Source organism: Citrobacter sp. T1.2D-1 (assembly GCF_950098555.1).
Classification (GTDB): Bacteria; Pseudomonadota; Gammaproteobacteria; order Enterobacterales; family Enterobacteriaceae; genus Citrobacter_A; species Citrobacter_A telavivensis.
On record NZ_CATNHH010000056.1, the window covers coordinates 20,306 to 38,348 of the forward strand.

The following is an 18,043-nucleotide window of genomic DNA, read 5'->3' on the forward strand; positions in this document are numbered from 1 at the left end:
GGCGATCTCAATGTTACCGTGTCACTCCTATCAGAATATCAGCTTTTTCAGCATCTGAAGAAAAGAATCTTCAGGCTGTGAGCCACTCTGCACGCTCCTGTGCGTTTACCGTCGCTTTCCACGTGTGAAGCGCGGACGGTTACGCTATAATCGCGTCTTTTACAACAGACTATAAAACATCAACTTTGACCATTACGAAACTTGCATGGCGTGATCTTGTCCCTGATACCGACAGTTATCAGGAGATTTTTGCACAGCCACATGTCACTGAAGAAAACGACACATTACTGAGTGATACTCAACCACGCTTACAATTTGCCCTGGAGCAATTGTTACAACCCAGAGCCACATCCCCTTTCATGCTGGCCAAAGCGCCTGAAGAGCTTGAGTATCTTAATCTTCTGGCCGATGCCGCACGTGCCTTACAGCACGACACCGGTCGCCTGACTGGAGGTCACTACGAGGTTTCGGGCCACACGATTCACTATCGTGACGCTGAGCGGGCTGAAGACAATTTTGCCACCTTATCACAGGTGGTGATTGCCGACTGGGTTGAGGCAGAACAGCTGTTTGGCTGCCTGCGTCAATTCAATGGCGACATCACGCTGCAGCCCGGACTGGTTCACCAGGCCAATGGCGGCGTGCTGGTTATCTCCCTGCGCACCCTGCTTGCACAACCGCTGCTGTGGATGCGCCTGAAGGCCATTGTCAGCCGCGAACGCTTTGACTGGGTAGCCTTTGATGAGTCCCGCCCGCTGCCGGTCTCCGTGCCGTCTATGCCGCTTAAACTGAAGGTGCTGTTAGTTGGTGAGCGCGAGTCGCTGGCGGATTTCCAGGAAATGGAACCTGAACTGGCCGAGCAGGCTATTTATAGCGAATTCGAAGATAACATGCAGATCGTGGATGCAGAATCCATGACGCAGTGGTGTCAGTGGGTGACGTGGACTGCGAAACGTAATCAGTTACCTTACCCGGCGCCCGATGCCTGGGAAGTACTGGTTCGCGAAGCAGTGCGTTATACCGGCGAACAGGATACGTTACCGCTCAATCCGCTGTGGATCATCAGGCAGTTCACGGAAGTCGCGCCGCTGTGCGAAAGTGAAACCTGCACAGGTGAACAGCTCAGCCTGATGCTTGCCCAGAGAGAGTGGCGCGAAGGATTCCTGGCCGAACGCATGCAGGATGAGATCCTCCAGGAACAGATCCTGATCGAAACAGAGGGTGAGCGCGTTGGTCAGATCAACGCCCTGTCGGTGATTGAATTTCCCGGCCACCCGCGCGCCTTCGGTGAACCTTCACGTATCAGTTGCGTCGTGCACATTGGCGATGGTGAGTTCACGGATATTGAGCGGAAAGCCGAACTTGGCGGTAATATTCATGCTAAGGGAATGATGATCATGCAGGCGTTCCTGATGTCGGAACTCCAGCTCGAGCAACAACTCCCCTTCTCGGCCTCGCTGACGTTTGAACAGTCCTACAGTGAAGTTGATGGCGACAGCGCTTCCATGGCAGAACTGTGCGCACTGATAAGCGCGCTGTCCGATGTGCCAGTTAATCAGAGCATCGCCATTACCGGTTCGGTCGACCAGTTCGGTCGCGCTCAGCCCGTTGGCGGTTTAAATGAAAAAATTGAAGGCTTCTTCACGATTTGCCAACAGCGCGAACTGACGGGTAAGCAAGGGGTCATCATCCCCTCTTCCAACGTCAGGCATCTTAGCCTGCAACCCGCGCTGCTACAGGCCGTTGAAGAAGAGAAGTTCACTATCTGGGCGGTAGATGACGTTACCGACGCGCTGCCGCTGCTGTTAAATCTGCTGTGGGATGGTGAAGGCCAGACAACGTTGATGCAGACTATCCAGGAGCGTATCGCCCAGGCGACGCAACAGGAAGGACGTCACCGTTTTCCGTGGCCGCTGCGTTGGCTGAACGGGATTCTTCCGAACTGATCGGACTTGTTCAGCGTACACGTGTTAGCTATCCTGCGTGCTTCAATAAAATAAGGCTTACAGAGAACATGGTAGATAAACGCGAATCCTATACAAAAGAAGACCTTCTTGCCTCTGGTCGCGGTGAGCTGTTTGGTGCGAAAGGCCCGCAGTTGCCTGCTCCGAGCATGCTGATGATGGACCGTGTCGTCAAGATGACCGAAACGGGCGGTAACTTCGACAAAGGTTATGTTGAGGCAGAGCTGGATATCAATCCGGATCTTTGGTTCTTCGGATGCCACTTCATTGGCGATCCCGTCATGCCGGGTTGTCTGGGGCTGGACGCAATGTGGCAGTTGGTTGGATTCTACCTCGGCTGGCTCGGCGGTGAAGGCAAAGGCCGCGCACTGGGCGTAGGCGAAGTGAAGTTCACCGGTCAGGTACTGCCTACTGCCAGGAAAGTGACCTATCGTATCCACTTCAAGCGCATCGTGAATCGCCGCCTGATCATGGGCCTTGCGGATGGTGAAGTGTTGGTGGATGGGCGTCTGATCTATACCGCGAACGATCTGAAAGTGGGTCTGTTCCAGGACACCTCTGCATTCTGATGCCTGACCCGGTAAAGGGCCAGTGTGCCGTTTATCACAGGTTATAAAAGGCGAAACCTCCGCACTGCGGAGGTTTCTTTTTTAAAGAGACAGAATCAGGCCATTACCACCCTGTCAGCCATGGCTTCTCGCCAGCCTCCCAGCCAATACGATCTCTGATTCAGCGTCTGATAGGGACACATTTCTTTCGAACGTCCGGCAATACCGGCCTGATAACCACGTTGATGTGCCCGTTCCAGGCGATCTCGTTTTTGTCTCTTCATGCCTCGTTTCCCTCATACTTATATCTGGTGGAAAAGATAACAGTGATTACGAAGTGTGCAATCACACTAAACGAATACCGCGAATCCCCTGTCCCGTCAATGTACAAAATTCACACGGGTGTCATATTTGTGAGCTAGCGAAAAACTCAGTTGTACAAAAAATGTGAGCCGGAACAAGTTCCTGGGTCATCCTGCCGGTAAAAAAAAACCGCCCCAAACACGCTGTCTGAGACGGTTTTATTTACAAAAATTTAAACTATGGAATGCGCTTCAGCTCCTGGGCGATCGCCGCAGCTTCCTGGCTCCAGACGGTTGCCAGCACTTTCACCATCTCATCGTAGCCATCCTGCGTCTGAACGGCTTCAATGTGGAACGGACGCTTGATGAGACGTCCCTGGTGGTTAAGCAGCCACTCACCGCTGACCACCACCTTACCATCATAACGACCGTGGAAGCCGGTTACCGTTACGTTGAGCGTATCCTGCACGCTGCCCAAAGGTTGAGAGGCTACTACCCAACCTGGCAGTTGCGTACTCAGATTGGCAACCAGCGTATTACGCAATTGCTGATCCAGCGGGCTGGCCCACAAATTGTTATTGGCGATCGCGTACTTCACATCGCTGGTCTGATAGACCACGCCATTGCCAGCCAGATAATCTGGCACCGCAACCTGCTCGACCCACAGCAGACGGTTACCCTGGTTTGCGGTACTTTGCACGCCTCCCTGCGCAACAGGGAGCTGATAATAGCTTTTATTCTCTCCACTGGAGCTGCACGACGTCAGCCAGAACGCCATCGCCACCACTAGCCACTTTTTCATTGTTTCGCCCTCTTCGGCTCTGGATCTTTCTTGTCCTTCGCTTCAAACACCAGCGCGTTGCTCTTCTCATTCAGCGTTTTCAGCACCGGCTGTAGCTCGCGGAGTACCTGATCAAGACGTTGCATATCGGCCACCATCTTGTTGTAGGCTGCGGAGCCAGGCTGGAAGCCCTGCATGCTGCGGTTCAGTTCACGTAACGTGTTCTGCATATCCGCCGGCAACTGTTGCATTGACTGACTGGAGGTAATCTTGTTCATGTTATCCAGCGTCGTTTGCAGATGTTTCATCGTGCGCTGGCTTTCACTCAACGTATTGGTAGCCTGCTCAATCATCGGGTTCAACGGCAGATTGTTGATCTTATCCAGCGCTTCCATCAGTCTCTGCTGAATTTGCGCCAGACCTCCGCTCACCGTCGGGATGATCTGATAACCGTTAAACTCGCGGATACCGGTAAGCGGCGGCTCTTTCGGATAGAAGTCCAGATCGACATACAACGCCCCGGTCACCAGGTTCCCGGTTTTCAGCGAGCCGCGTAAGCCCCGTTTCAGCAGTTCGGCCAGATGTGCACCCACGTCCGTATCTTCACCAAGCTGTGCTTTCAGCCGCTCGGGTTCAATGCGCACCAGCACCGGAATGCGGTAATCGTTGTTAAATACCTGGCGCATATTCGGCGCGAAGAACGGCACTTTACTCACCGTCCCCAGACGAATACCGCGGAACTCCAGCGGCGCGCCCGGTTGCAGACCCCGGATCGAATCTTTGAAGAACATCAGGTAATCGATGTGTTCGGTGAACAGCGAATCCTGAATACTTTTCGGATCGTCATACAGGCTGAAGGCGGCCTTCTCGGCAACCGGCTGACCCTGTTCAAGCCCTTCAGGCACGTCAAAGCTGACGCCCCCGCCAAACAACGTTGTCAGCGATCCCATCTCTACCCGCATCCCGGCAGAAGTCAGATCGACCGCAATCCCGCTGTCTTTCCAGAAACGGACGTTACTGGTGACCAGACGATCGTTTGGCGCATTGATGAACAGTTGATAGCTGATGCTGCGTTTTTGCGGATCAAAAGTGCTGGTTTCTACCGATCCGACGCGATAGCCACGGAACAGAACCGGATCGCCCGGACTCAGTTGCCCGGCTTTTTTGCTGTCGAGCACCACGCGGATCCCTTTGGCATCCGGCGGCGCCAGCGGCGGCGAATCCAGCAGCTCATACTTTTCCACTCTGTTGCCTTTATTACCCGGTTGCAGTTCGATGTAGGCGCCAGAAAGAAGCGTGCCTAAGCCGCTGATCCCTTCGCGTCCAACCTGCGGCTTCACCACCCAGAACACAGAGTCTTTGTGCAGCAGTTTTTCCATACCGGCATTCAGGCGCGCTTTGATTTCAACGTGCGTCAGATCGTCGGTCAGCGTGGCGCTTTCGACCACGCCCACATCAACGCTGCGGCTTTTAATGGTGGTTTTTCCGCCCTCAATGCCCTCGGCATTAGTGGTAATCAGGGTCACTTCCGGTCCCTGATGGCTGTAGTGATAGAACAGAACCCATGCCCCAATGAGCGCAGTGACGATGGGAAAAATCCACACGGGAGACCAGTTTTTTACCTTCTGGATTTTGGCTTCCCCACTTTTAGATTCCATGTTGTCAGGACTCCTCATGGTCTGGTTCTGGTTCACGATCCCACGACAGACGCGGATCAAATGTCATCGCAGAAAACATTGTCATAATGACGACTAAAGCAAACATCAATGCACCCATTGCTGGATAAATATTCATCAAACCTCCCATGCGCACCAGCGCAGAGAGCACGGCGATAACAAACACATCAATCATTGACCAGCGACCAACGAACTCCACCACTTCGTAAATCAAATGCATTCGTTCACTGTCACGCTTGCCGTGCCCTTTGGCGTCCCAGCATAGCCAGGCAATCGCGATCATTTTTAGCGTCGGCACCATGATACTGGCGATAAAGATAACTGCCGCTACCGGGTAAGAACCTTCGCTCCAGATTAAAACCACCCCCTCAATAATAGTGGAAGGCAGTTTTGACCCCAGGAGATCCGTTATCATGATCGGCAGAATATTGGCCGGCAGATACAGCATGATAGACGTGAACAGTAACGCCAGCGTCCATTGCAGACTGTTTCTGCGCCGCACATACCCTTTCGTCTCACAGCGCGGGCAAAGATTCTCATCCGCCGGAAGGATCGCCGTGCAGCAGGAGCAAGAGCGTAATCCCTGACGGATGCCGGGAACGCCAGGCGTTAAGGGCTGCTTAATTTTAGGCATGGGGGCAATGTCATCCCACAGCCAGCGACGGTCGACGCACTGAAACGCGCGCAGTTGCAGAATGCAGAAGAAGCACCATGGGATAAAGCTACTGCCGACGCCGATATCGCCGTACGCCATCAGTTTAACGAAACTCACCAGTACGCCAGCGAGGAAAATCTCCGCCATCCCCCAACTCTTCAACTGAAATAAAACTCGCGCCAACTGGGCTTTGAGCCGACCGGGCATTTGTACCCGATTCACCAACAACAGAATGGTTAACAGGCAAAAAGCAGGAACCAGTTGCACGAAGAGTAAAAAGAAGGTGCCGAGACTGGCGTAATTTTCCGAAAAGAGAACGCCGGGGATTTCCATCAGGGTCACTTCACTGCTCACCCCTGCGACATTCATATTCACAAAGGGGAACAGATTCGATAAGAGCAACATAAACAGCGCGGCTAACGCATACGCGGTGGGACGCTGTCTCGGTGCGTCCCACATAATCGTCAATGTTGTGCCACATCTCGGACATGCCGCTTTCTGACCATGCTCAAGGTGGGGCAATGCCACCAGCATGTCACACTGCGAGCACAGAATGTGCTTTGCGGCATGATGATGTTCGCACATGGTGTGCTCCTTAATTATGCGCCATTCTTTAACGCTTCAAGATACTCCCAGCGCTCAAAGGCCTGCTCAAGTTCTTGTTCTGCTTTTGCCAGATCGGCCAAAACCTGCTGCGTCTGCTCATGTGGCTGGCTGAAAAAGGCGGCATCGGCAACCTGCGCCTGCAATGCATCCAGTTTCGCTTCCAGCGCTTCCAGCAACTGCGGTAGCTGTTCCAGCTCGCGCTGCAGTTTATAGCTTAGTTTGCTACTGCCGCGTTTTACAATTTCTGCTTTCGGGGCAATAACTTCCTCAGTTTTTTTCGCCGCTGGCTGTTTAAACGCCAGATGCTGTTCCTGTTGGCCACGCGCATCGTGATAACCGCCGACATAACGACCAATCTTCCCGTTACCTTCAAAAATCCAGCACTCGGTCACCGTATTGTCGACAAACTGACGATCGTGGCTTACCAGTAACACGGTACCCTGATAACCATCAATCAGCTCTTCCAGCAACTCCAGCGTTTCGACGTCGAGATCGTTGGTTGGTTCATCGAGAATCAACAGATTGCTGGGTTTCAGAAAAAGACGCGCCAGCAGCAGACGGTTACGCTCACCGCCAGACAACGCACGCACCGGGGTCATCGCCCGTTTCGGATGGAACAGGAAGTCCTGCAGATAGCCGAGCACATGGCGCGGTTTACCGTTAACCATCACCTCCTGCTTGCCTTCCGCGAGGTTGTCCATCACCGTCTTGTCTGGATCCAGCTCGGCGCGGTGCTGATCGAAATAGGCCACTTCCAGTTTCGTACCGACGTGGATACGACCGCTGTCCGGCGGCAACTGGCCTAACATCAGCTTCAGCAGCGTGGTTTTACCACAGCCGTTAGGGCCGATCAGCGCAATTTTATCGCTGCGCTGTACCTGAGCAGAAAAGTCTTTCACCAGCTGTTTGCCATCGACCTGGTAATCCACGTTCTCCATTTCGAAGACAATCTTACCGGAACGGGTGGCCTCTTCGACCTGCATCTTCGCCGTACCCATCACTTCGCGGCGTTCGCTGCGTTCACGGCGCATCGCTTTCAACGCCCGCACGCGACCTTCATTACGGGTACGACGGGCTTTGATGCCCTGACGGATCCACACCTCTTCCTGCGCCAGCTTGCGATCGAACTCGGCATTCTGAAGGTCTTCCACACGCAGCGCTTCTTCTTTCTCGACCAGGTACTGATCGTAATTCCCTGGATAGGTCACCAGCTTGCCACGATCGAGATCGACAATACGGGTAGCCATATTGCGAATAAAAGAACGGTCGTGGGAGATAAAAATGATCGTCCCATTGAACGATTTCAGGAATCCTTCCAGCCAGTCAATGGTTTCAATATCGAGGTGGTTGGTCGGTTCGTCCAGCAGCAGAACGCGCGGATTACTGACCAGCGCACGCCCCAGCGCTGCTTTACGCAGCCAGCCGCCGGACAGTGACGACAGCGCCGCGTTAGGATCCAGCCCTAACTGCGCCAGCACTTCGTTGATGCGGTTTTCCAGTTGCCACAAATTGTGGTGATCGAGCTGTTCCTGCACCTTCGCCAGATCATTCAGGTTTTTGTCGCTCGGATCGGTCATCACCAGGCGTGAAATGTCGTGGTAACGCTTAAGGTATTCTGCCTGTTCTTCAATCCCTTCCGCCACAAAATCGTAAACGGTGCCTTCCACGTTACGCGGTGGATCCTGCTGCAAGCGCGCAACGATCAGATCCTGCTCATAAATAATGCGCCCATCGTCCAGACCCTGTTCACGATTAAGGATCTTCATCAACGTGGATTTTCCGGCGCCGTTACGGCCCACCAGACAGACGCGTTCGTTATCTTCGATATGCAGTTCTGCGTTATCGAGAAGCGGCGCGTCGCTGAACGACAGCCATGCGCCATGCATACTGATTAATGACATTTATTTATCCTTTCAGGCGGCGGTAATCAGCCAGCAGTTGTGGATTTGACGGTTACGGGCAAAGTCCTGGGAAAGCGTTTTTTGGGTGATTTCTTGTGCTTTCAGTCCCAGCGCCGCAAGACCGTCAAGATCCATACGGAATCCGCGTTTATTGTTGGAGAACATGATCGTGCCGCCTTTACGCAGCAGACGTTTCAGATCTTTCATCAGCGCCAGATGATCGCGCTGGACATCAAAGGCGTCCTCCATGCGTTTCGAGTTGGAGAACGTCGGGGGATCGATAAAAATCAGATCAAACTGTTCATTGGCTTCACGCAGCCAGGCCAGGCAGTCGGCCTGGATAAGCCGATGCGCACGTCCGCTGAGGCCATTCAGACGCAGGTTACGCTCCGCCCACTCAAGATAGGTACGCGACATGTCGACCGTCGTGGTGCTACGCGCACCGCCTAAACCTGCGTGCACGCTGGCGCTGCCGGTGTAGGAGAACAGGTTGAGGAAGTCTTTTCCGTTGCTCATCTGTCCCAGCATCCGTCGTGCAATACGGTGATCGAGGAACAGCCCGGTATCCAGGTAATCGGTCAGGTTCACCCACAGGCGAGCGTTGTATTCGCCCACCTCAATGAATTCTCCCTTCTCGTTCATCTTCTGATACTGGTTTTTCCCTTTCTGTCGTTCACGGGTTTTCAGCACCAGTTTGTTCGGCGCAATCTCCAGCACCGACAGCGTGGCCGCGATGATGTCAAACAGTCGCTGACGCGCTTTCTGCGCATCGATAGTTTTCGGCGGGGCGTACTCCTGAATCACCACCCAGTCAGCGTAACGATCTACCGCAACGTTGTATTCCGGCAAGTCGGCATCGTAGAGACGGTAACATTCAATGCCTTCCTGACGCGCCCATTTTTCCAGCTTCTTGATGTTCTTGCGCAGGCGGTTGGCGTAGTCTTCCGCCACCGTCGCCGGTTTGCTGTCCGGCGTGCTTTCCGCCACATGGTAGTTTTTCTGCACGCAGTCCAGTGGACCGTTTTTCGCTTTGAATTGCTTATCAGCACGCAGTTGCAGGCTGCTCAGCAGATCCGGTGAGGCGCTGAACAGAGAGAGGTTCCAGCCGCCGAACTGGTTCTTCATGGTGCGTCCCAGCAGGCTGTGCAGTGCAATCAGCGCCGGCTCGCTGTCCAGACGCTCGCCATAGGGCGGGTTGCTGATCACTGTCCCGTAAGGACCTTTCGGCAGCGGATTGCTCAGTTTCGCCACGTCTTTCACTTCGAAGGTGATCAGCTCGCCAATCCCCGCACGGCGGGCGTTACTGCGCGCGCGTTCAATCACGCGGGCATCACTGTCAGAACCATAAAAATGCGAAGTGTATTCAGCCAGACCTTTGCGGGCGCGGGTTTGCGCTTCCGCCTTTACGTCCTGCCAGAGAGCGTCGTCATGCTGGGCCCAGCCGCTAAATCCCCAGCGGCCACGGTGTAAGCCAGGCGCGCGATCGGTCGCCCACATGGCCGCTTCAATCAGCAGCGTGCCCGAACCACACATCGGGTCGAGCAGCGGCGTACCGGGTTTCCAGCCAGAGCGCATGACAATCGCCGCCGCCAGTGTCTCTTTGATAGGTGCCAGACCGGTTCGATCGCGATAGCCGCGCAGATGCAGGCCGTCGCCGCTTAAATCCAGCGCAATGCTGGCCGTGTCTTTATTCAGCCAGACGTTGACGCGAATATCTGGCGATTCGCGATCGACATTCGGGCGCGGCAGATTTTTACGCGTGAAAGCATCGACAATCGCATCTTTGACTTTCATCGCGCCGTACTGGCTGTTACGAATGGTGTCATTCAGTCCGCTGAAGTGGACAGCAAAGGTCGCTCCAGGATTAAACATCGCCGTCCAGTCGATCGCCTGCACGCCGAGATAAAGGTCTAAGTCACTGTAAACTTTGCACTCACCCAACGGTAAAATAATGCGCGAGGCCAGGCGACTCCACATCAGGCTCTGGTAGACAAGCCGGGTGTCGCCCTGGAAATGGACCCCACCCTGAACCACCTGACACTCCACGGCGCCGAGGCTTTCCAGTTCAGTTTTTAACAGCTCTTCCAGCCCACGGGCCGTACTGGCAAACAAAGAATTCATAGCGTCACTTATACTCGAAGAAAATTGCTGCGCATTATAGCTAATATGGGCGCTATGTCATAAAGTTGAGGGCTTATTTCTTTCGAGGGACTGTACAGTGTTGACGTTATCCAGACTTTTTATCCATCCCGTCAAATCCATGCGCGGCATTGGGTTGACCCACGCTCTGGCAGACGTCAGCGGTCTGGCTTTCGATCGTATTTTTATGCTAACCGAAGCTGATGGCACCTTCATTACCGCTCGTCAGTTTCCGCAAATGGTGCGCTTTACCCCTTCTCCTCTGCATGACGGCCTGCATTTAACCGCGCCTGACGGCAGCAGCGCGCTGGTGCGGTTTGCTGATTTCGCCCCCCAGGATGCGCCAACGGAAGTGTGGGGTAACCATTTCACCGCGCGAATCGCCCCAGATGCTATCAACCAGTGGCTAAGTGGCTTCTTTTCGCGCAGCGTACAACTCCGTTGGGTGGGGCCGCAGCTGACCCGCCGGGTCAAACGCCACGCGGGCGTGCCGCTCTCTTTTGCCGACGGATTTCCGTACCTGCTGGTGAATGACGCCTCGCTGCGCGATTTACAGCAGCGCTGTCCGGCAGGTGTGCAGGTTGAACAGTTTCGCCCGAACATCGTGGTATCCGGAGCAACCGCATGGGAAGAAGACAGCTGGAAAGTGATCCGCATTGGCGAGGTCATTTTTGATGTAGCAAAGCCGTGCAGCCGCTGTATTTTTACCACGGTCAGTCCGGAAAAAGGGCAAAAGCATCCCTCCGGCGAACCGCTGGCGACGCTGCAAACTTTCCGTACCGCACCGGATAATGGCGATGTCGATTTCGGGCTGAACCTGATAGCCCGTAACAGCGGGGTGATTCGCGTCGGCGACGATGTTGAAATTTTAGCAACTGGCCCGGCCCGGGTATACGGCGCTGCTGCTCAGGATGACGCCGTTGACGCCGTGCAACAGCCTGATACCAGCGTCACCATCGACTGGCAGGGACAGGCGTTTCAGGGGAACAATCAACAGGTACTGCTTGAGCAACTGGAAAACCAGGGGATCCGGGTTCCCTATTCGTGTCGGGCGGGAATATGCGGCTGCTGCCGTATCAAACTGCTGGAAGGTGAAGTGAACCCACTGAAAAAATCAGCGCTTGCTGATGACGGCACCATCCTCAGCTGTAGCTGCGTGCCAAAAACCGCGCTAAAACTGGCGCTCTAAACCGCCTGCTCCAGGCTGAAGCTGTGAGGACGGAACTGCGGCTTCAGCCGGTCATTCATGATTTTAATCGCATCGCCAAGCTGCATGGTTCGTCCGGCCACGACCACGCCCGGTTGCGCCAGCAAACACAGGGCCGCATTCTCACCAGGCTCCACCACTAACAAATTAATTTGCTCCTGGGTGTCGCTCAGCCAGACGCAGGCCGCATCGCCGGTTCCTGGCGACCAGTTTTCGCCGTGCGCCACAAAGTGCCAGCTTTTCGGCATCTGTGGTTTCAGATAGCGAATGGCCACCAGCGCATTAAGCACCAGTTCTGCTTTCTGGTCTTTAGAGAGTTCAAGGTCGCGGCACTTTTCTTCAAAGGAGAAATACAGTGCGGCGTCATCAACGCAAAAACCGGACGGTGAGAATGCATCCGGGGTGAGCATTTTACGGGCAAAACGCGAGCGAAATAACATGCCATTGGCTAAATCGAGCATCATTCGGTCATGCTCTTCGTCATAATACCAACGCCAGTTATCGTCAGGTTTAATTCGCATTGTTTTCTCTCCCCTCTCCATCACCCGTTGCAAAATTGTCCTTTTTTGCCGCTTCGTTTATTACCTTAATAAGCAAAGCTTAAAATGTTTAAATAAGCAACAGTGAAAGAATATAAAACAACCAGGGGAGGAAATAAACCCCTGGTTGTCTGATATTCTGATAAAGAGAGAGAAAAAATCAAATATGGGTAACGATTTCTTTAATCAGCGGCGGGCCTTTAAAAATAAAACCAGAATAAATCTGAACCAACGACGCCCCGGCCGCCATCTTCTCGCGCGCGGCAATCACAGAGTCGATACCGCCGACGCCAATAATAGGCAACTGACCTTTTAATTCCACAGACAGACGGCGGATAATTTCTGTGCTTTTTAATTGCAGCGGACGACCACTTAAGCCACCCGTTTGATCGCAATTTTTCATTCCCTGAACCAGAGAACGATCGAGTGTAGTATTGGTGGCAATAACGCCATCAATATTATGCCGAACTAAACTATCGGCAACCTGGATCAGTTCTTCCTCAGAAAGATCCGGCGCGATCTTTACTGCGATCGGAACATATTTCTGGTGGATCGTTTGCAGATCGTTTTGTTTATTTTTAATCGCTGTCAGCAAATCATCCAGCGCGTCACCATATTGCAGCGAGCGTAATCCTGGTGTATTTGGTGAGGAGATATTAATAGCAATATAACCGGCATAGGCATAGATTTTTTCCATACAAATCAGATAGTCATCTTTACCCTGCTCGACCGGCGTATCTTTATTTTTGCCGATATTAATCCCGAGCACGCCATCATAATGGGCCTTTTTAACGTTCTCCACCAGGTTATCAACGCCGTGGTTATTAAAACCCATGCGGTTGATCAAACCTTCGGCATCAACCAGACGGAACAGTCTTGGCTTATCGTTACCAGGCTGCGGGCGCGGGGTCACGGTGCCGATTTCGATCGAGCCAAATCCCATCGCGCCCAGGGCATCAATACACTCCCCGTCCTTGTCCAGACCGGCAGCCAGACCGAGCGGATTTTTAAAGGTTAATCCCATACAGGTGACCGGTTTTGCCGGGACTTTCTGGCGGATCAACGCTTCTAGCGGCGTTCCCGTCACACGACGTAATTGCTGAAATGTTAATTCATGAGCGCGCTCAGGATCGAGCTGGAAAAGGGCTTTACGAACGAAGGGGTAGTACATGAACTCTCCTGGATTCCCGGTGTGCAAACCGGGGGCGTATTATGGGTGATGTCGGTCAAAAAGGGAATTGACCTGTGGCAATAAAAAGCAAACGTTTCCCCTGCCACGTTCTTTTTATGCAATTTTCAGATTTTCTATTCCGCATAAATCATTTCGATTCCCGATCTCCCTCTGTCAGACTGCAAAAATTGTTATCAATGTTAAATAAAAGCGAACAATTAGTTATAAGGGGAGAATGCATCTATGCGCGTCATCACTTTGGCGGGAAGCCCACGCTTTCCCTCCCGATCCAGTGCGTTACTGGAATATGCCCGGGAAAAACTGAACGGTCAGGACGTCGAGGTTTACCACTGGAATCTGCACAACTTCGAACCTGAAGATCTGCTGTATGCCCGTTTCGACAGCCCGGCGTTGAAAACACTCGTTGAACAACTAAAAGAAGCGGACGGTCTGATCGTTGCCACGCCGGTCTATAAGGCAGCCTACTCCGGAGCGCTGAAAACGCTGCTCGATTTGCTCCCGGAACGCGCGCTGGAGGGCAAGGTGGTTCTGCCGCTGGCGACGGGCGGCACCGTCGCTCACCTGCTCGCCGTTGATTATGCGCTGAAACCGGTGCTCAGCGCCCTGAAAGCCCAGGAGATTTTGCACGGCGTTTTTGCCGATGACTCCCAGGTGATCGATTATCAGCATAAGCCGCATTTCACACCCAATTTGCAACTGCGTCTTGATAAGGCGCTGGAAACGTTCTGGCACGCTCTGCATCGCCGCGACGTCAGGGTTCCCACCTTTAATACCGTGCGAGGTACGGCCCATGCGTAATCTTCTTAACCCCCGTTCGGCGTGGCTGGCCTTCGCTGGGCTGCTGGCTTTTTCCGGGCTGACACAGGCGGCAGAGCCCTCTCCTGATGCCTTACGCATCGGCTATCAGAAAGGCAGCATCAGTATGGTACTGGCAAAAAGTCATCAGTTACTGGAAACGCGTTATCCCGGAACAAAAATATCCTGGATTGAATTTCCCGCCGGGCCGCAGATGCTGGAAGCCCTGAACGTCGGCAGTATCGATCTGGGCAGCACCGGTGATATTCCCCCCATTTTCGCCCAGGCGGCCGGGGCTGATTTAGTTTACGTCGGCGTTGAACCGGCAAAACCGAAAGCAGAAGTGATTCTGGTGCCGGAAAACAGCCCGATCAAGACCGTCGCGGAACTGAAAGGTCATAAGGTGGCGTTCCAGAAAGGCTCCAGTTCGCACAACCTGCTGCTGCGTGCGCTGCAACAGGCCGGACTGAAATTTACCGATATCCAGCCTACCTACCTGACCCCTGCCGATGCCCGTGCGGCTTTCCAGCAGGGTAATGTCGATGCGTGGGCCATCTGGGATCCCTACTATTCCGCTGCATTATTGCAGGGCGGCGTGCGCGTACTGAAAGACGGCACCGATCTGAAACAGACGGGATCGTTCTATCTCGCCGCGCGACCGTACGCCGAGAAAAACGGCGCATTTATCCAGGGCGTGCTGGAAACCTTCAGTCAGGCGGATGCGTTAACCCTCAGTCAGCGTCAGGAGAGTATTACCCTGCTGGCAAAAACGATGGGTCTGCCGGAACCGGTGATTGCCTCCTATCTCGATCATCGCCCACCAACCACCATTTCGCCGGTCAGCGCCTCTGTGGCCGCCCTGCAACAACAAACTGCGGATCTGTTTTACGACAACCGGCTGGTACCGAAAAAAATCGATATTCGCCAGCGCATCTGGCAGCCCACTCAACAGGAAGGAAAACAGTTATGAGCCTGAATATGTTCTGGTTTTTACCGACGCACGGTGACGGTCACTATCTGGGAACCGAAGAAGGCTCCCGCCCGGTGGATCAAGGCTATTTACAGCAGATTGCTCAGGCAGCGGATCGTCTGGGATTCACCGGCGTGCTGATCCCAACCGGACGATCCTGCGAAGACGCGTGGCTGGTCGCGGCATCGATGATCCCGGTGACCCAGCGACTCAAGTTCCTGGTGGCATTGCGTCCGAGCGTCACCTCACCAACCGTTGCCGCACGTCAGGCCGCCACGCTCGACAGACTCTCTAACGGTCGCGCGCTGTTTAACCTGGTCACCGGCAGCGATCCGCAGGAACTGGCGGGCGACGGTGTGTTTCTCGATCACAGCGAACGCTACGAGGCCTCCTCGGAGTTCACCCAGGTCTGGCGTCGTTTATTGCAGGGCGAAACTGTCGATTTCAACGGCAAGCACATCCACGTTCGCGGGGCGAAGCTGTTCTTCCCGCCGATCCAACAACCTCATCCGCCACTTTACTTCGGCGGTTCTTCCGATGTTGCCCAGGATCTGGCCGCTGAGCAGGTCGATCTTTACCTCACCTGGGGCGAGCCGCCTGAACTGGTGAAAGAGAAGATCGCCCAGGTACGAGCCAAAGCCGCGGCGCGCGGACGTAACGTCCGTTTTGGCATTCGCCTGCACGTCATCGTCCGTGAAACCAACGAGGAAGCATGGCGGGCAGCGGATCGGCTGATTGCCCACCTTGATGACGACACCATCGCAAAAGCACAGGCGGCTTTCGCCCGGACGGATTCCGTTGGTCAGCACCGAATGGCGGCGCTGCATAATGGCAAGCGAGACCAACTGGAGATAAGCCCAAATCTGTGGGCCGGTGTGGGTCTGGTGCGTGGAGGCGCCGGAACTGCGCTGGTTGGTGACGGTCCGACAGTAGCGGCGCGCATCAATGAGTATGCGGCGCTGGGCATCGACAGCTTCGTGCTTTCAGGTTATCCACATCTGGAAGAGGCGTACAGGGTCGGCGAACTGCTGTTCCCGCATCTGGACGTCGCGATCCCGGAAATCCCGCAGCCGCAACGCCGACATCAGCAGGGTGAAGCGGTAGCGAATGAATTTATCCCGCGCAAGGTTGCGCAAAGCTAAGGAGAATCGCGATGGCAACGCCAATACAAAGGGGGTTATTGCGCGTTGCCCCCTGGTTTTTACCGGTGGGCATCGTCGCCGTCTGGCAACTGGCCTCCTCCGTAGGCTGGCTCTCCGGGCGCATTTTACCCTCGCCAGAAGGGGTGATCGCCGCCTTCTGGACGCTCTCTGCCAGCGGCGAACTCTGGCAGCATCTGGCCATCAGCTCCTGGCGCGCGCTGATCGGCTTCTCGATCGGCGGTTCAATTGGCCTGACGCTGGGGCTGATCAGCGGCTTATCGCGCTGGGGAGAACGTCTGCTGGACACGTCAATTCAGATGCTGCGTAACGTTCCGCATCTGGCGCTGATCCCGTTAGTTATTTTGTGGTTTGGCATTGATGAAACCGCGAAGATCTTCCTGGTGGCGCTGGGGACGCTCTTTCCCATCTACATCAACACCTGGCACGGGATCCGCAATATCGACAGAGGTCTGGTTGAGATGGCGCGCAGCTACGGATTATCCGGCTTTTCGCTGTTTCTCCATGTGATCCTGCCCGGTGCCCTGCCCTCGATTATGGTCGGCGTGCGCTTTGCGCTGGGGCTGATGTGGCTGACGCTTATCGTCGCGGAAACCATCTCGGCCAATTCCGGGATCGGTTATCTGGCGATGAACGCAAGGGAGTTTCTGCAAACGGATATTGTGATTGTCGCCATTATTCTCTATGCCCTGCTTGGCAAACTGGCCGACGTCAGCGCTCAACTGCTGGAACGCGTCTGGCTGCGCTGGAACCCGGCTTATCATGTGAAGGAGGCCACCGTATGAATCCTGCCCGTCTGAACCAGGGTACGCCGCTCCTGCTGAATGCAGTGACGAAAAAGTATGCGGCTAACACCGTACTGAATCAGCTTGATCTGCATATTCCGGCAGGTCAGTTTGTTGCCGTTGTCGGTCGCAGCGGCGGGGGTAAAAGTACCCTGCTACGCCTGCTGGCGGGGCTGGAATCGCCGAATGCGGGTGAACTGCTGGCCGGTACCACGCCGCTTCGCGATATTCAGGACGATACCCGCATGATGTTTCAGGATGCCCGACTTCTCCCGTGGAAGTCGGTGATCGATAACGTGGGACTGGGGTTGAAGGGCAACTGGCGGGACGCTGCGCGTCAGGCGCTGGCGGCAGTTGGGCTGGAAGAACGAGCGACAGAATGGCCTGCGGCGCTTTCCGGTGGACAAAAGCAGCGTGTCGCCCTTGCGCGGGCGCTGATCCACCGACCGGGCCTGCTGTTGCTCGACGAACCGCTTGGCGCGCTGGATGCGTTAACGCGGCTGGAGATGCAGGATCTCATTGTTTCGCTGTGGCAGGAGCATGGTTTCACCGTGCTGCTGGTAACGCATGACGTCAGCGAAGCCGTAGCGATGGCCGACCGGGTGTTGTTGATTGAGGATGGCAGGATTGGCCTGGATCTGACGGTCGACATTGCGCGACCGCGCCGGTTAGGATCGGTGCGTTTAGCGGAACTGGAAGCCGACGTGTTGAGTCGGGTTATGCAGCGTGGGGTAACAGAACAGCCAGCCCGTCGACATGGATAAGCATTCAGGACGTTCCATGCCCGGTAGGCGAACGCCACCGGGCATTTTGCCGGATGGCG

At 54.6% G+C, this 18,043-nt stretch carries 16 protein-coding genes; 8 read left to right on the forward strand and 8 right to left on the reverse strand.

All coding sequences use genetic code 11. The annotated features are described in order from the left end of the window. The first annotated feature begins 185 nt into the window (after positions 1-185). A complete protein-coding gene (locus QQZ17_RS21305) occupies positions 186-1,946 on the forward strand; it encodes an AAA family ATPase (RefSeq protein ID WP_152405223.1) in 1,761 nt (586 codons plus the stop codon). 68 nt (positions 1,947-2,014) lie between these two features. Beyond that, entirely contained in the window at positions 2,015-2,533 is a 519-nt protein-coding gene (gene fabA / locus QQZ17_RS21310; protein WP_152405224.1) for a bifunctional 3-hydroxydecanoyl-ACP dehydratase/trans-2-decenoyl-ACP isomerase, read from the forward strand. Between the two features lie 95 nt (positions 2,534-2,628). Here fabA and rmf read toward each other — a convergent pair whose 3' ends face one another. From rmf to rlmKL, 6 genes are all read right to left on the reverse strand, one after another. Further along, complete coding sequence (gene rmf, locus QQZ17_RS21315; RefSeq protein ID WP_042320000.1) at positions 2,629-2,796, reverse strand: ribosome modulation factor; 168 nt, start codon at positions 2,794-2,796, stop codon at positions 2,629-2,631. Positions 2,797-3,052: 256 nt separating this feature from the next. Next, positions 3,053-3,616, reverse strand: coding sequence for a membrane integrity-associated transporter subunit PqiC (gene pqiC, locus QQZ17_RS21320; RefSeq protein WP_152405225.1), 564 nt, complete (start codon positions 3,614-3,616; stop codon positions 3,053-3,055). Continuing rightward, positions 3,613-5,253 (reverse strand): intermembrane transport protein PqiB, encoded by a 1,641-nt coding sequence (gene pqiB, locus QQZ17_RS21325; RefSeq protein ID WP_152405226.1) that lies wholly within the window; start codon positions 5,251-5,253, stop codon positions 3,613-3,615. Before pqiB ends, pqiC begins: the two co-directional genes overlap by 4 nt. 4 nt (positions 5,254-5,257) lie before the next feature. Then, positions 5,258-6,511 carry a membrane integrity-associated transporter subunit PqiA gene (pqiA, locus tag QQZ17_RS21330; protein WP_152405227.1) on the reverse strand — a complete coding sequence of 418 codons (1,254 nt, stop codon included), beginning with the start codon at positions 6,509-6,511 and terminating at the stop codon, positions 5,258-5,260. A 14-nt stretch (positions 6,512-6,525) separates the two neighbouring features. After that, the gene (locus tag QQZ17_RS21335; protein ID WP_152405228.1) at positions 6,526-8,433 is read right to left on the reverse strand and encodes an ABC transporter ATP-binding protein; all 1,908 of its coding nucleotides are present in this window, start codon (positions 8,431-8,433) and stop codon (positions 6,526-6,528) included. Positions 8,434-8,445: 12 nt separating this feature from the next. Continuing rightward, entirely contained in the window at positions 8,446-10,554 is a 2,109-nt protein-coding gene (gene rlmKL / locus QQZ17_RS21340) for a bifunctional 23S rRNA (guanine(2069)-N(7))-methyltransferase RlmK/23S rRNA (guanine(2445)-N(2))-methyltransferase RlmL (RefSeq protein WP_152405229.1), read from the reverse strand. Between the two features lie 97 nt (positions 10,555-10,651). Here rlmKL and QQZ17_RS21345 point away from each other — a divergent pair, with 97 nt between their 5' ends. Then, complete coding sequence (locus QQZ17_RS21345) at positions 10,652-11,761, forward strand: YcbX family protein (protein ID WP_152405230.1); 1,110 nt, start codon at positions 10,652-10,654, stop codon at positions 11,759-11,761. Here QQZ17_RS21345 and zapC read toward each other — a convergent pair. Both zapC and pyrD read right to left on the reverse strand, forming a co-directional pair. Continuing rightward, on the reverse strand, positions 11,758-12,300 hold the full coding sequence (zapC, locus tag QQZ17_RS21350) for a cell division protein ZapC (RefSeq protein ID WP_152405231.1): 543 nt from the start codon (positions 12,298-12,300) through the stop codon (positions 11,758-11,760). The two genes, QQZ17_RS21345 and zapC, sit on opposite strands and share 4 nt — an antisense overlap. Before the next feature lie 178 nt (positions 12,301-12,478). Then, positions 12,479-13,489 (reverse strand): quinone-dependent dihydroorotate dehydrogenase, encoded by a 1,011-nt coding sequence (gene pyrD, locus QQZ17_RS21355; RefSeq protein WP_152405232.1) that lies wholly within the window; start codon positions 13,487-13,489, stop codon positions 12,479-12,481. A 243-nt stretch (positions 13,490-13,732) separates the two neighbouring features. Between pyrD and ssuE the strand changes: the two genes are divergently transcribed. From ssuE to ssuB, 5 genes are read left to right on the forward strand one after another with little or no spacing between them, the layout of a single operon-like run. Next, positions 13,733-14,308, forward strand: coding sequence for an NADPH-dependent FMN reductase (gene ssuE, locus QQZ17_RS21360; RefSeq protein WP_152405233.1), 576 nt, complete (start codon positions 13,733-13,735; stop codon positions 14,306-14,308). Continuing rightward, positions 14,301-15,275: a sulfonate ABC transporter substrate-binding protein gene (locus tag QQZ17_RS21365; protein ID WP_152405234.1), complete on the forward strand. Its 975-nt coding sequence runs from the start codon at positions 14,301-14,303 to the stop codon at positions 15,273-15,275. Before ssuE ends, QQZ17_RS21365 begins: the two co-directional genes overlap by 8 nt. After that, positions 15,272-16,417, forward strand: coding sequence for an FMNH2-dependent alkanesulfonate monooxygenase (ssuD, locus tag QQZ17_RS21370; protein WP_152405235.1), 1,146 nt, complete (start codon positions 15,272-15,274; stop codon positions 16,415-16,417). The genes QQZ17_RS21365 and ssuD overlap by 4 nt, the downstream gene beginning before the upstream one ends. Positions 16,418-16,428: 11 nt before the next feature. Next, the gene (gene ssuC, locus QQZ17_RS21375; protein WP_152405236.1) at positions 16,429-17,220 is read left to right on the forward strand and encodes an aliphatic sulfonate ABC transporter permease SsuC; all 792 of its coding nucleotides are present in this window, start codon (positions 16,429-16,431) and stop codon (positions 17,218-17,220) included. Next, positions 17,217-17,984, forward strand: coding sequence for an aliphatic sulfonates ABC transporter ATP-binding protein (ssuB, locus tag QQZ17_RS21380; RefSeq protein WP_152405237.1), 768 nt, complete (start codon positions 17,217-17,219; stop codon positions 17,982-17,984). The genes ssuC and ssuB overlap by 4 nt, the downstream gene beginning before the upstream one ends. The last annotated feature ends 59 nt before the right edge of the window (positions 17,985-18,043 follow it).

Excerpts from the sequence above, each read along its gene's own strand:
- fabA (WP_152405224.1), top strand. The coding sequence starts at position 2,015 with ATGGTAGATAAACGCGAATCCTATACAAAAGAAGACCTTCTTGCCTCT.
- rmf (WP_042320000.1), bottom strand. The coding sequence starts at position 2,796 with ATGAAGAGACAAAAACGAGATCGCCTGGAACGGGCACATCAACGTGGT.
- pqiC (WP_152405225.1), bottom strand. The coding sequence starts at position 3,616 with ATGAAAAAGTGGCTAGTGGTGGCGATGGCGTTCTGGCTGACGTCGTGC.
- pqiB (WP_152405226.1), bottom strand. The coding sequence starts at position 5,253 with ATGGAATCTAAAAGTGGGGAAGCCAAAATCCAGAAGGTAAAAAACTGG.
- pqiA (WP_152405227.1), bottom strand. The coding sequence starts at position 6,511 with ATGTGCGAACATCATCATGCCGCAAAGCACATTCTGTGCTCGCAGTGT.
- QQZ17_RS21335 (WP_152405228.1), bottom strand. The coding sequence starts at position 8,433 with ATGTCATTAATCAGTATGCATGGCGCATGGCTGTCGTTCAGCGACGCG.
- rlmKL (WP_152405229.1), bottom strand. The coding sequence starts at position 10,554 with ATGAATTCTTTGTTTGCCAGTACGGCCCGTGGGCTGGAAGAGCTGTTA.
- zapC (WP_152405231.1), bottom strand. The coding sequence starts at position 12,300 with ATGCGAATTAAACCTGACGATAACTGGCGTTGGTATTATGACGAAGAG.
- pyrD (WP_152405232.1), bottom strand. The coding sequence starts at position 13,489 with ATGTACTACCCCTTCGTTCGTAAAGCCCTTTTCCAGCTCGATCCTGAG.
- ssuE (WP_152405233.1), top strand. The coding sequence starts at position 13,733 with ATGCGCGTCATCACTTTGGCGGGAAGCCCACGCTTTCCCTCCCGATCC.
- QQZ17_RS21365 (WP_152405234.1), top strand. The coding sequence starts at position 14,301 with ATGCGTAATCTTCTTAACCCCCGTTCGGCGTGGCTGGCCTTCGCTGGG.
- ssuD (WP_152405235.1), top strand. The coding sequence starts at position 15,272 with ATGAGCCTGAATATGTTCTGGTTTTTACCGACGCACGGTGACGGTCAC.
- ssuC (WP_152405236.1), top strand. The coding sequence starts at position 16,429 with ATGGCAACGCCAATACAAAGGGGGTTATTGCGCGTTGCCCCCTGGTTT.
- ssuB (WP_152405237.1), top strand. The coding sequence starts at position 17,217 with ATGAATCCTGCCCGTCTGAACCAGGGTACGCCGCTCCTGCTGAATGCA.